This window comes from Pseudomonas sp. 10S4 (assembly GCF_034344865.1).
Lineage (GTDB): Bacteria > Pseudomonadota > Gammaproteobacteria > Pseudomonadales > Pseudomonadaceae > Aquipseudomonas.
Window position 1 is genome coordinate 1,272,399 of the sequence record NZ_CP133774.1, and the last position, 12,785, is coordinate 1,285,183.

The window sequence follows — 12,785 nt, forward strand, 5'->3', positions numbered from 1 at the left end:
GGTCCGGAGAATTGATTCGCCATATGTCCGCAGCTGTTTATACTGCAAGCGACCACGCCGCACTCAGTTGCGCACAGACTAATTCCAATAATTTTTGCCACCGCCCGCGCTCATCGAGCACGGTCGTCGGCATGCGTATGCCTGATCACAGCGTCAAGACTACTGACAGAGACCTTGCGCATGCCACTCGCCTTGCTTGCCCTCGCTGTTGCCGCGTTCGGCATCGGCACCACTGAATTCGTCATCATGGGCTTGCTGCCCGATGTCGCCCGCGACCTCGCCGCGAGCATTCCCCACGCCGGCCTGTTGATCACCGGCTACGCCCTGGGCGTGGTGTTCGGCGCACCGATCCTGGCGATCGGCACCGCCAACATGCCGCGCAAAGCTACGCTGCTGGGGATGACGTTGATGTTCATACTCGGCAACATCCTCTGCGCCCTGGCGCCGAACTACGCGACGCTGATGGCCGCGCGGGTGGTCACCGCGTTGTGCCACGGTGCATTTTTCGGCATCGGCTCGGTGGTCGCGGCAGGCTTGGTGGCGCCAAACAAACGGGCTCAGGCAATTGCCATGATGTTCACCGGTTTGACCCTGGCCAACGTACTCGGCGTGCCATTGGGTACAGCGCTCGGGCAATACGCCGGTTGGCGCTCGACGTTCTGGGCGGTGTCGGTGATTGGCGTGATCGCCGCCATTGCCCAGTGGGTGTGGTTACCGAAAGACATCGCCATGGAGAAGGCCAACCTAGCCAGCGAGTTCAAGGTGCTGGGCAAGGTCAATGTGCTGCTGGCTCTGGGCATGAGCGTGTTGGCCTCCACCAGTTTGTTCAGCGTGTTCACTTACATCGCGCCGATCCTGCAAGACATCACCGGCGTCAGCCCTCACGGCATAACCATCATGCTGCTGTTGTTCGGCGTAGGCCTGACGGCGGGCAGTATGCTCGGTGGTCGGTTGGCGGACAGCCGTTTGCTGCCTTCGCTGGTGGGTATGGCCTTGGCTGTTGCGGTGGTGTTGGCGGCGTTTAGTCAGACCAGCCATTCGGTAATTCCGGCGGCGATTACGTTGGTGCTGTGGGGCATATTTGCGTTTGCCCTGTGCCCGATTCTGCAATTGCTGATTATCGATCAGGCGCATGAGGCGCCAAATCTCGGCTCAACGTTGAACCAAAGCGCATTCAACCTCGGCAACGCGGCCGGCGCTTGGATTGGCGGGCTGGTGGTTGCCAGTGGCGCGGACCTGGCGGACTTGCCGTGGACGGGGGCGCTGGTCAGTGGCTTGACGGTGCTGACGGCGTTCTTCTACATCTACCTGCAACGCCGGGGCGCGGCGGCGGTCAATGTGTCCGGCTGATCGCCTCAGTCTTTGTGGCGAGGGAGCTTGCTCCCGCTGGGGTGCGAAGCAGCCCTAAAACCTGCCCGCACGGTGCAACAAAACAATCCATTACGACTGCTGCGCAGCCGAGCGGGAGCAAGCTCCCTCGCCACAGGGGAATGTCTTTGTGTCCAACGGCTGTGGCAATCCATCCAACCCATCGCACGACCCGCATCGTGCACAACTTTACCGCTGGGCCCGGAACGCGATCTGATCTTGAGCATCACCTACATTGTGGTGCTGTCGTCGATCCTGTTGCAGGGTTTGAGCATCGGCAAACTGGTCAAGCACGTGACCAAGGGCGAGCCTGCGCCAACGGCACAGGCTGAGCATCACTGATCATTTTTTGATCTTTTGCGGTTCGGGCTCTGCGGCCTGATCCGCAGACTTCTTCGGCGCGCCGCTTTCACTGCGGATCTGCGCATGGCTGATCAGCGCAAAGATGAAGCTGCCGCCAATGATGTTGCCCGCCAGTGTCGGCCCGGCAAACACCAGCCAGAAATCCTTCCACGGTAGCTCGCCGGCAAACACCAGATACGACACTTCTGCCGAACCAACGACGATGTGGGTGAAATCCCCCAGCGCCATCAGGTAGGTGATGAGGATGATGATCCACATCTTGGCGCTTTCCATGGACGGAATCATCCAGACCATAGTGGCGATCATCCAGCCGGAAATGATGCCTTTGGAAAACATCTGGCTGGCGCTGTTTTCCATGATCTTGCGACCGATATCGAGGAAGGCCAGGTCGGTCTTGGAGTCGAAAATCGGCAGGTGCAACATTACGTAAGCCACCAACAACGTACCGCACAGGTTGCCGAACAGCACCACGCTCCAGAGGCGCAGCAGTCGACCGACATTGTTTAGTGTGGGTTTGGTCATGATCGGCAGCACCGCCGTCAGGGTGTTTTCGGTGAACAGTTGCTGGCGCGCCAGAATGACCGCGAGGAAACCGGCGCAGTAGCCGAAACTGGCGATCACCTTGAAGCCGTCACCGTCCGGCAGGCGGGAGTTGAGCAGCCCCACGGCCATTAGCGACAGGCCCATGGTCAGGCCGGCAGCGAGGGCTGACCACCAGAGTGCGGCGACACTGCGCTCGAGTTCCTGATCACCTTGGGTGCGGATGATTTCGTGCAGCACCGCCGCGCGAGGCGGCTGGTTGCGGTCGGCTTCGTGTTGTTCTTCAGCCGAGAGGTTCGGGGTCTTGCCGTCTTTTTGAGTGTCCATGGAGCTCCGCAACCGTGGCGTGTCATTTAGGTACGACACGCGGGGTTCGGAGCTGTTCAGTGTCCACCGAAACGAAACCGTTTCTGTAGGAGCGAGGCTCGCCCGCGAAGGGTTCACCTCGGTTTTGGGGGTGACGCAAATGACGCCTTCGCGAGCAAGCTTCGCTCCTACGGGGCTCGCATTACTCGCTGATGCCATCACCCTTGAACTGGTCTTTGACGTACATGATCTCGGTGCGGCCATGCGGCGCTGGCAAGCCGTCTTCGCCCAGATTCACGAAGACCATCTTCTCCACCGTCAGGATGCTTTTGCGAGTGATCTTGTTGCGCACTTCGCAGGTCAACGTGATCGAGGTGCGGCCGAACTCGGTGGCGGTGATGCCCAATTCGATGATGTCGCCCTGGCGTGAGGCGCTGACAAAGTTGATTTCGGAAATGTACTTGGTGACCACGCGCTGATTGCTCAGCTGGACGATGGCGTAGATCGCCGCTTCTTCGTCGATCCAGCGCAACAGACTACCGCCGAACAGCGTGCCGTTAGGGTTAAGGTCTTCGGGTTTTACCCATTTGCGGGTGTGGAAATTCATGTTCACTCCTGAGCGTCTTGCCGAATGATGGGCGCCATCATGGCAGAGCCCGACCTAGAGCTCTATCAAGCATCGCCTATGGTCCCGATTACCGTTCAGACATTGACCAACAGAAACGCTTTAGAAGATGAGATTAGCCCGCTATAATCGCCCCCGTTTCAAAACGGTAACTTTTCATTGATACCGTTTTCCCGCCACCTGTCCGAGGGGCGCTGCAGCAGGTCAAACCTGTCAGGCTCGGATGGGGCGTTGACTGGCCCAGGCCAGACACTAAACGCACAACGGCGCCCATTCGCATACATTACGAATGGAGGCTCATCATGAGCGCTGTTATCACGCCTGCAGATTTTACCGATTACAAAGTGGCCGACATGTCCCTGGCTGCCTGGGGTCGTCGCGAAACCATCATCGCCGAATCCGAAATGCCAGCCCTGATGGGTCTGCGCCGCAAATACGCCGGTGAGCAGCCGCTCAAAGGCGCCAAGATTCTCGGCTGCATCCACATGACCATTCAGACTGCCGTGCTGATCGAAACCCTGGTTGCCCTGGGTGCCGAAGTACGCTGGTCGTCCTGCAACATTTTCTCGACTCAAGACCAGGCCGCTGCTGCTATCGCCGCTGCCGGCATCGCGGTTTACGCCTGGAAAGGCGAGACCGAAGAAGAGTACGAGTGGTGCCTTGAGCAAACCATCCTGAAAGATGGCGCGCCTTGGGATGCCGAACATGATCCTCGACGACGGCGGCGACCTGACCGAGTTGCTGCACAAGAAGTACCCGGCAATCCTGGACCGCGTCCACGGCGTTACCGAAGAAACCACCACTGGCGTTCACCGCCTGCTGGACATGCTGGCCAAGGGCGAGCTGAAAATCCCGGCCATCAACGTCAACGACTCGGTGACCAAGAGCAAGAACGACAACAAGTACGGCTGCCGTCACAGCCTGAACGACGCGATCAAGCGCGGTACCGACCACCTGTTGTCCGGCAAGCAAGCGCTGGTCATCGGTTACGGTGACGTGGGCAAGGGCTCGGCTCAGTCCCTGCGTCAGGAAGGCATGATCGTTAAAGTCTCCGAAGTCGACCCGATCTGCGCCATGCAAGCCTGCATGGACGGCTACGAGCTGGTTTCGCCGTTCATCGACGGTATCAACAACGGCACCGAAGCAAGCATCGACAAAGCACTGCTGGGCAAGATCGACCTGATCGTGACCACCACTGGTAACGTCAATGTTTGCGACTCGAACATGCTCAAAGCCCTGAAGAAGCGTGCAGTTGTCGCGAACGTCGGCCACTTCGACAACGAGATCGACACCGCTTTCATGCGCAAGAACTGGGCATGGGAAGAAGTGAAGCCACAGGTTCACAAGATCCACCGTACCGGTCCTGGCGCGTTCGACGCCCAGAATGACGACTACCTGATCCTGCTGGCCGAAGGCCGTCTGGTAAACCTGGGTAACGCCACCGGTCACCCAAGCCGCATCATGGACGGTTCGTTCGCCAACCAGGTTCTGGCTCAGATCTTCCTGTTCGGTCAAAAGTACGCCGACCTGTCGCCAGCCCAGAAAGCCGAGCGCCTGACCGTTGAAGTACTGCCGAAGAAGCTCGACGAAGAAGTGGCCCTGGAAATGGTCCGCGGTTTCGGCGGCGTTGTGACTCAACTGACCAAGACCCAGGCCGACTACATCGGCGTGACCGTCGAAGGCCCGTTCAAGCCGCACGCTTACCGCTACTAACAGGCGCTGATTGTTCGCTCTCCCTGTGGGAGCGACTTTGCTCGCGATGAGGGCGTGTCAGTCGATGTAAATGTTGCCTGACACTCTGCCATCGCGAGCAAGCTCGCTCCCACATGGGAAAGTGCAGCCTCGAAGGTTCCTGTTACCAAGGATATGACCATGTCCCAAGATCGTCGCTTCAGCTTCGAGTTCTTCCCGACCAAGACCGATGCTGGGCATGAAAAACTGCTCGCCACTGCCCGTCAACTGGCGACCTATAACCCCGATTTCTTTTCCTGCACCTATGGCGCTGGCGGTTCGACCCGTGATCGCACCATCAACACCGTGTTGCAGCTTGAAAGCGAAGTCAAAGTCCCTGCCGCGCCGCATTTGTCTTGCGTTGGCGACAGCAAGGACGACCTGCGTGGCCTGCTGACGCAATACAAGGCAGCCGGCATCACCCGCATCGTTGCCCTGCGCGGTGACCTGCCTTCGGGCATGGGCATGGCCAGCGGTGAACTGCGCCACGCCAACGACCTGGTTGAATTCATTCGTGAAGAGACCGGCGATCATTTCCACATCGAAGTCGCCGCTTACCCGGAAATGCATCCGCAAGCGCGCAATTTCGAAGACGATATCGCCAACTTCGTGCGCAAGGCCAACGCAGGCGCCGACAGTGCGATCACCCAGTACTTCTTCAACGCCGACAGCTACTTCTACTTCGTCGAGCGTGTACGGGCAGCGGGTGTGAACATCCCGATCGTGCCGGGGATCATGCCGATCACCAACTACAGCAAACTCGCGCGCTTCTCCGATGCCTGCGGTGCGGAAATCCCGCGCTGGATCCGCAAGCAACTGGAAGCCTACGGCGATGACACCCAGAGCATTCAAGGCTTTGGTGAGCAAGTCATCACCGAGATGTGCGAACACCTGCTGCAAGGCGGCGCTCCAGGGTTGCATTTCTACACGCTGAACCAGGCTGAGCCGAGCCTGGCGGTGTGGAATAACCTGAAGTTGCCGCGTTAAAAGACGTTAAAGCAAGATCAAAAGATCGCAGCCTTCGGCAGCTCCTACAGGATGAACGCAATCCCATCTAGGGGTTGCCGAAGGCTGCGATCTTTTGCTTTCAACGCCCTTTTATTGTGCGCCAACACACTGAGTTAGAGCTTCTGCGGCCAGTTTCTGGCTCTTTCCGGTTTCTCGTCGTAATCTCAAGCAATGCCTTTGATCGCGCAGTTCATGACCGTGCTTCTTTTCACTTGCCTGAGCTTTGCCGCTCGGGGCGAGAAATTGCGCATTGTCACGGAACCGTGGGCACCGTACGTGTATGAGGAAAACGGCAAATCCCTGGGCCTGGACTACGAAACCACCGCCATTGTCTTCAAACGCCTGGGTATCGAAGTGGAATGGCAGTTCCTGCCCTGGAAGCGCTGCCTGTCGATGCTCGAAACCGGCCAGGCCGACGGCGCGCTGGACATCTTCCACAGCGATGAACGCGACGCCACCCTGCTCTACCCCAGCGAACCGCTCTCGGAAGTCGAGTTCGTGATGTTCTACTCCAATGAGCATCCTCACCCATTCAGCACGCTCAACGACCTGAAAGGCCTGACCATCGGCACCTCGCCGGGTTATCTCTACAGCCCGGACTTCAGCGGTTCGACGCTGTTTACCCGCGAGCCGGCGCCGACCCACGAAGCCAACTTCGGCAAACTGATACGCGGACGCATCGACCTGTTGATCACTGATAGGCGGGTCGGCCAGCATTTGCTGGATGAGCTGAACATCCGCGATCAGATCACCGAGAACCCCACGGTCATCAGCCACCAGAGCCAATACCTGGCGGTACGACGCAACGCCGGCATGGATTTGCTGGTGCAGCGTTTCGGTGCCGAGCTCAAGCGCTTCAAGCGCGAACCCGCCTACGCTGAGCTGAGCGCTCACTATGGCGCCAGCCCGGCCCCCGATGTGCAAACGACAAGCGCCAGCGCCGCCCGCGCAAAAACCGTTGAGCAGCAGGAAAGCGGCGCGCAGTGATTGCTCTGTTATACTCCGGCCTTCCCGCCAGGCTCACGCCCGGACGCTCGGACTTGTTCAAGGCATCTCGACCCCGCTACAGCGCAGCTTTTCAGCCCGCGCGAGCGCTCCAGACGAGCCTTCAAGCCCCAGCAGGACCGGACGGGATTGCGTCCTCTTAAACGCCATTCGCGCCAGGCAAGACTCCCATTGGGCCAAGCCCTAACTAAAACAGGATTACTCATGTCCTTTGCTTCCCTCGGTCTCTCCGAGGCTTTAGTCCGCGCCATCGAGGCAGCGGGCTATACCGAGCCTACTCCGGTGCAACAGCGGGCCATTCCCGCCGTGTTGCAAGGTCGCGACCTGATGGTCGCGGCACAGACAGGTACTGGTAAAACCGGCGGCTTCGCCCTTCCGATTCTGGAGCGGTTGTTCCCTAACGGTCACCCGGACAAATCCCAGCGTCACGGCCCGCGCCAACCACGCGTACTGGTCCTGACCCCTACCCGCGAACTCGCGGCTCAAGTACACGAGAGCTTCAAGGTCTATGCCCGTGACCTGAAGTTCGTCAGCGCCTGCATCTTCGGCGGCGTCGGCATGAACCCACAGGTTCAGGCCATGTCCCGCGGTGTTGACGTGCTGGTGGCCTGTCCGGCCGCCTGCTCGACCTCGCCGGCCAAGGCAGCGTCGATTTGTCCCACGTGGAAATCCTCGTGCTGGACGAAGCCGACCGCATGCTCGACATGGGCTTTGTCCATGACGTGAAAAAGGTCCTTGCCCGTCTGCCGAGCAAACGCCAGAACCTGCTGTTCTCGGCGACCTTCTCCAAAGACATCACCGACCTCGCCGGCAAGTTGCTGCACAACCCGGAACGCATCGAAGTCACGCCGCCGAACACCACGGTCGAGCGAATCGAACAGCGCGTATTCCGCCTGGCTGCCAGCCACAAGCGTTCGCTGCTGGCGCACCTGATTACTGCTGGCGCCTGGGAACAGGTTCTGGTCTTCACCCGCACCAAGCACGGCGCCAACCGCCTGGCCGAGTACCTGGACAAACACGGCCTCAGCGCCGTCGCCATCCACGGTAACAAGAGCCAGAACGCTCGCACCAAAGCCCTGGCCGACTTCAAGGCCGGTGAAGTGCGCATCCTGGTAGCGACCGACATCGCCGCTCGTGGCCTCGACATTGACCAGTTGCCACACGTGGTCAACTTCGAACTGCCGAACGTCGACGAAGACTACGTGCACCGTATCGGCCGTACTGGCCGTGCCGGTCGTTCGGGCGAGGCGATCTCGCTGGTTGCCCCGGACGAAGAAAAGCTGCTGAAAAGCATCGAGCGTATGACCAAGCAGAAGATTGCCGACGGCAACCTGATGGGCTTCGACTCCAGCGCAGTAGAAGCTGAAAAGCCAGAAGTTCGCGAGCGTCCGGATGTGCGTAACCCGCGCAACCCACGTGGCCCGCGCGGCGATGGCCCGAACGGCACTGGCGGTGGCGGCGGTCGTAAAGACAAAGGCAAGGACAAGGGCGGCAAGGAAAAACCTGCTGCCACTGGCCGTGGCGATCGCCCAGCCCGTGAACACAAGCCACGCGAAGGCACCCCGGCTCGCGAACAACAGCGTCCAGCACCACGCGCTGCCGCCGCTGATCGTGCTCCGGACGAGTTCCTGGACGATGACGTAGATAACTTCGGTAACCGCGTTGACTACGTGCCTCAAGCCAAACCGGCTCAGGGTCGTGGTCGTCGTCCGAGTGCTCCGGCACAAGGCACGGCCGCTGCTGGCGCCGGCGCAGGTGCTCCACGCACCGGCGGCAAGCCACAAGGTCGTCAAAGCGGTCCGCGCAGCAGCGACGGCGCAACCACCGGCACACCGCCGGCCAAGCGCAGTGGCCCACGCAACGGCGCTCCACGTGACGGTCAGGCCCGTCGCGAAGAGTCCCGCAACCGCCGCCCGGCCCGTACCGACGACCAACCTCGTTCGGAACCGGCCGTGCAGAACCCGCGTGGCCCGGCGCCGAAGATTATCCATAAAGAGTCGAAAACCGATCGTTTCCCGACTCCTGAGCAACTGGATCAACTGCCCGGCCGTCCGCGCGGCGAGAAACCAGCGTTGCTGACCCGCAATCGCTAAGTTTTTGAAGTAAACAAAAAATGCCCCGGATCGCGAGATCCGGGGCATTTTTGTTTTCCGGGATGAACATAAATCCCCAACCCACCGGAGATCCCCTGCGGAAGCGAGCTTGCTCGCGATAGCGTTAAAACAGTCAGTAGAGATGCGGAATGTTAATCCCCCATCGCGAGCAAGCCCGCTCCCACAATGGATCTTCAGTGAACACAGATTTTGTGTACGACAGGGATCAAATGTGGGAGCGGGCTTGCTCGCGAAGGCGGCGTGTCAGTCGACATCAATGTTGAATGCTCAACCGTATTCGCGATGCAAGCCCGCTCCCACAGGGGGTTTGCGGCGGTCATGGAGATTTTGGCAGGCAATAAAAAACGCCCCCGATCATGAGATTGGGGGCGTTTTTGTGTGCGCGGCGAAAAGCTTTTGTAGGAGCTGGCGAAGCCTGCGATCTTTTGATCTTAAAAGATCGCAGCCTGCGGTCTCAGCATTACTTCGCTTTAACACCTTCAAACGTAATGTACAGATCAACCGCGTCGGACTGTGGACCCAGGTCCATCATCTTGCCGAAATCAGAGCGTTTGATGCTGGTGGTGCCTTCGAAGCCGGCACGGTAGCCGCCCCATGGATCCTTGCCTTCACCCAGGAAAGTGGCTTTGACCACGATTGGTTTGGTCACGCCGTGCAGGGTCAAGTCACCGGTTACGTCAGCAGTATCTTTGCCAGCGGCGTTTTTGCCGGTGGATTTGACGCTGGTGGAGACGAACGTGGCCTTGGCGAAGGTGCTCACTTCCAGGAAGTCTTTGCTGGAGATGTGCTTGTCGCGCTCAGCATTGTTGGTGAAAACGCTGGCGGTGTTCACGTTGAACTCGATCTTGCTGTCTTCTGGCTTGGCAGCGTCAAAGCTGAACTTGCCGTCGATGTCCTTGAAAGTACCGGTGATGTAGCTGTAGCCCAGGTGGCTGATCTTGAAGTCGACGAAAGCATGCTGACCCGTCTTGTCGACGACATAGTCAGCAGCCATTACGTTAGCGGACAGCAGAGCAGAACCAATTGCCAGAGCAGCGAGAGTCTTTTTCAACATGTTTTGTATTCCTAGGGGGCTAAGTGGAATGTCAGGCCTTGCGACCGAGCATTCGTTTCAGAGTCACATCACGGTCGATAAAGTGGTGCTTCAATGCTGCCAACGCATGGAGACCGGAAAAAATTACCAGTGCCCACGCCAGATACAGATGAATCGCACCGGCGGTATCTGCCTGGTCCGGTAGTCCGGAAACCAGTGCAGGTACTTCAAACCAGTCAAACACCGGAATCCCGACGCCTTCTGCGGTGGAAATCAGGTAACCGGCAATCATCACAGCGAACAAACAGAGGTACAGAAAACCATGGCCAAGCTTGGCGCCGAGGCGCGTCATGCGGCTGTAGCTGGTCAAGGTTGGCGGCGGTGGGCTGATGAAGCGCCACAACACGCGCAACACCATGAAACCCAGCAGCAGCAAACCGATGCTCTTGTGGATATCCGGGCCTGCCTTGCGCCAAGGGTCGTAGTAGCCGAGATCGACCATCCACAGGCCCAGGGCGAACATACCGAACACTGCCAGCGCTATGCCCCAGTGCAGGAAGATGCTGACCCAGCCATAGCGAGAAGTAGAGTTTCGTAGTTGCATTGCCGAGTCCCTGTAAGTTCTGGCCCAAGACTATCGAGTTATCTATCGATTTAAAGCGGAAAATTTCGCTTTGAAATATCGAGAAATACGATCAAGAGTCTGAAATAGCCGAGTTAAGGAGAGATTAAAGACCAATGTGTAATAAAAAATGAAGGCCAACCAAAGAACACCTCGGCCTTCAGGTTTATTCGATGCTTGATGTCGGTTTTCTTCGGGCATAAAAAAACGCGGCATTTACGCCGCGTTTCTTTAGTCCCAACGCTTACTGCGCTTTGGTGTCAGTGGCTGCCGGGGTGGTTGCTGCCGGGGCAGTTTCAGCAGGCTTGGCCGCTGGCTTCTTCGCGGGTGTGGTTTTCTTCACCGGAGCCTTTTTGGCCTCGGTTTTAGCCGCAGGCTTCTTCGCCGCCGGTTTGGTCGCGGCTTTTTTGGCTGGCTCGGCTTTCACCGGCACTACGGGTTTCGGTGCTTCAACCGGAGCAGGGACTGGCGCCGGAGCTGGTGCAGGTACCGGGGCTGGAGCAACCGGCGCTACTGGCTCTGGTGCCTTGGTCGGTGCTGGTTTGTCGTCAGAACCACCGAACAGATTGGTGAAGAAATTACCTTTCTTCGCCACTACCGCGCCTGCCGCAGCAGTCGCTACCGCCGCCGGGACAACTTTCACCGGCTCAAACGACTTGCCTGCCGCGAGGTCTTCAACCTGACTGGCCGCACGCTCACCGGTACGCAACGCACCTTCCAGAGTGCCCGGGTACAAGGTGTCGGTGTGTTCGCCCGCAAAGGCTACGCGTTGCAGCGGACGCTCCCACAGGCGCCAGTATTTGCTGATCTGACCCGGACCGAAGGCCAGGTAAGCGCCACCCGTCGACGGGTCGGTGCTGTAGCGGCGGATTTCATAACCGGTAAACGAACCGCGCGCCTGTGGATAAAAAGCGTGCAGACGAATCAGCACCTGATCAGCCATCTGCTTGTCGCCGAAGGCCTGCATCACCCGTGCGTTGTCGCCGGAAATGTTGATCACAACGTTGGCGCCGCCCTTCAGGGCCGGTTCTATCCACAACAGGCCCAAGCCGACGTTGCTGTAGATCTCGCCGGACATCCGCGCCTTGCTTTCCCACACCGGCGTCTTGAACTTCAGCATGATCTGGTCGCGCCAGCCGTAGTTGGTGCCTTTGATCGCGCCCATGTGCTGCGCATCCAGCGCCGGGATCATGTCGATCTTGCTCAGTGCGCGCAATGGCACCGCCAGCACAACATAATCAGCCTGGTAGCCGACGCTGCCGACTTTGACGGTTACGCCGTCCTTGTCCTGGGTGATCGAAGAAACCGGGGAGTTGGTCTTGATGGTTTTCAGCTGTTTGACGAAGGCCTGGGCCAACACCGCGCTGCCACCGATCAGGCGCGAAGCGCGCAGGTCACGGTCGGAAACGCCACGGTACACACGGCTCTGTTGTGCGAAATACAGCAGCGACAGGCGCGAAGGTTCGTCATAACGGCTACGAATCTGCTGATTCACCAACTGACGAGCCGTAGCCGGCAGGTTCAGACGATCGAGCCAGTTGGACACGTTGATCTGGTCCAGGGCGAACAGTGTGCTGTTGGCCGCCGGGTTTAGCGGGTCAGTGATCGAGCTCGCCAGATCATCCAGGGTCTTTTCGTAGCGCTTGATCGCTTCGGCGGTGGCCGGCTGCTTGGTGGCCAGGTCGGCAGCGGTGAAGTATTCGCCGTCGATCAAGTAGCCCGGCGTGCGCACGAACTCAGGCGCCGGCGAGGTGCCGAGCTTGAAGGTCGATACGTATTTGTTCAGCACCGGTTGGGTCTTGTCGTTGCCGATCCACTCGCTGGTGGCCATGCCGGAGCGACCGCCCAGGCTTGGCTTGGCTTCCAGCACGGTGACCTGCCAGCCTTTATTTTGCAGTTCGTAAGCGGCGGTCAGGCCCGAAAGCCCGCCGCCGATCACGATCGTGCGGTTTTATCCTTGGCCAGCGCCGAAACGCTGAACAGCCCCAACATCACCAGCGCACAGGCGCGCAGCCAACCAGCAGACATTCAGCGAACTCCGGAAAATACACGAGAAAAAAGCAGTTTTAC

Annotated in this window: 7 protein-coding genes, 4 pseudogenes and 1 riboswitch; of the genes and pseudogenes, 6 read left to right on the forward strand and 5 right to left on the reverse strand. The window is 59.1% G+C overall.

Going from position 1 to position 12,785, the window contains the following annotated elements; all coding sequences use genetic code 11:
- Positions 1-180 precede the first annotated feature (180 nt).
- Both RHM58_RS05980 and RHM58_RS05985 read left to right on the forward strand, forming a co-directional pair.
- Positions 181-1,350, forward strand: a complete 1,170-nt coding sequence (locus RHM58_RS05980; protein ID WP_322269864.1) for an MFS transporter — start codon at positions 181-183, stop codon at positions 1,348-1,350.
- A 201-nt stretch (positions 1,351-1,551) separates the two neighbouring features.
- Positions 1,552-1,710, forward strand: a pseudogene (locus RHM58_RS05985) (sodium:proton antiporter); the annotation flags it as partial.
- Here the strand turns inward: RHM58_RS05985 and RHM58_RS05990 are convergent.
- Positions 1,711-2,598 carry a formate/nitrite transporter family protein gene (locus RHM58_RS05990; RefSeq protein WP_201256718.1) on the reverse strand — a complete coding sequence of 296 codons (888 nt, stop codon included), beginning with the start codon at positions 2,596-2,598 and terminating at the stop codon, positions 1,711-1,713.
- Positions 2,599-2,779: 181 nt separating this feature from the next.
- Positions 2,780-3,184 carry an acyl-CoA thioesterase gene (locus RHM58_RS05995; protein WP_201198499.1) on the reverse strand — a complete coding sequence of 135 codons (405 nt, stop codon included), beginning with the start codon at positions 3,182-3,184 and terminating at the stop codon, positions 2,780-2,782.
- A gap of 198 nt (positions 3,185-3,382) precedes the next feature.
- Positions 3,383-3,481: riboswitch (S-adenosyl-L-homocysteine riboswitch) on the forward strand.
- A 23-nt stretch (positions 3,482-3,504) separates the two neighbouring features.
- Between RHM58_RS05995 and ahcY the strand changes: the two are divergent.
- The 4 genes and pseudogenes from ahcY to RHM58_RS06015 all read left to right on the forward strand — a co-directional run bounded on the left by ahcY (position 3,505) and on the right by RHM58_RS06015 (position 9,039).
- Positions 3,505-4,915: pseudogene (gene ahcY / locus RHM58_RS06000) on the forward strand (adenosylhomocysteinase).
- A gap of 159 nt (positions 4,916-5,074) precedes the next feature.
- Positions 5,075-5,920, forward strand: a complete 846-nt coding sequence (gene metF / locus RHM58_RS06005; protein WP_322269865.1) for a methylenetetrahydrofolate reductase [NAD(P)H] — start codon at positions 5,075-5,077, stop codon at positions 5,918-5,920.
- Positions 5,921-6,112: 192 nt separating this feature from the next.
- A complete protein-coding gene (locus RHM58_RS06010; RefSeq protein WP_322269866.1) occupies positions 6,113-6,928 on the forward strand; it encodes a substrate-binding periplasmic protein in 816 nt (271 codons plus the stop codon).
- Between the two features lie 222 nt (positions 6,929-7,150).
- Positions 7,151-9,039: pseudogene (locus tag RHM58_RS06015) on the forward strand (DEAD/DEAH box helicase).
- Between the two features lie 481 nt (positions 9,040-9,520).
- On the opposite strand, the gene RHM58_RS06020 reads toward RHM58_RS06015, so the two are convergent.
- The 3 genes and pseudogenes from RHM58_RS06020 to RHM58_RS06030 all read right to left on the reverse strand — a co-directional run bounded on the left by RHM58_RS06020 (position 9,521) and on the right by RHM58_RS06030 (position 12,743).
- Positions 9,521-10,114, reverse strand: coding sequence for a YceI family protein (locus RHM58_RS06020; RefSeq protein WP_201198523.1), 594 nt, complete (start codon positions 10,112-10,114; stop codon positions 9,521-9,523).
- A gap of 31 nt (positions 10,115-10,145) precedes the next feature.
- The gene (locus RHM58_RS06025; protein WP_201256717.1) at positions 10,146-10,697 is read right to left on the reverse strand and encodes a cytochrome b; all 552 of its coding nucleotides are present in this window, start codon (positions 10,695-10,697) and stop codon (positions 10,146-10,148) included.
- A 262-nt stretch (positions 10,698-10,959) separates the two neighbouring features.
- Positions 10,960-12,743 (reverse strand): annotated as a pseudogene (locus tag RHM58_RS06030) (flavin monoamine oxidase family protein).
- Positions 12,744-12,785 lie beyond the last annotated feature (42 nt).

Coding starts and splice junctions, on each gene's coding strand:
- RHM58_RS06010 (WP_322269866.1), top strand. CDS start 6,113: ATGCCTTTGATCGCGCAGTTCATGACCGTGCTTCTTTTCACTTGCCTG.
- RHM58_RS05995 (WP_201198499.1), bottom strand. CDS start 3,184: ATGAATTTCCACACCCGCAAATGGGTAAAACCCGAAGACCTTAACCCT.
- metF (WP_322269865.1), top strand. CDS start 5,075: ATGTCCCAAGATCGTCGCTTCAGCTTCGAGTTCTTCCCGACCAAGACC.
- RHM58_RS05980 (WP_322269864.1), top strand. CDS start 181: ATGCCACTCGCCTTGCTTGCCCTCGCTGTTGCCGCGTTCGGCATCGGC.
- RHM58_RS06020 (WP_201198523.1), bottom strand. CDS start 10,114: ATGTTGAAAAAGACTCTCGCTGCTCTGGCAATTGGTTCTGCTCTGCTG.
- RHM58_RS06025 (WP_201256717.1), bottom strand. CDS start 10,697: ATGCAACTACGAAACTCTACTTCTCGCTATGGCTGGGTCAGCATCTTC.
- RHM58_RS05990 (WP_201256718.1), bottom strand. CDS start 2,598: ATGGACACTCAAAAAGACGGCAAGACCCCGAACCTCTCGGCTGAAGAA.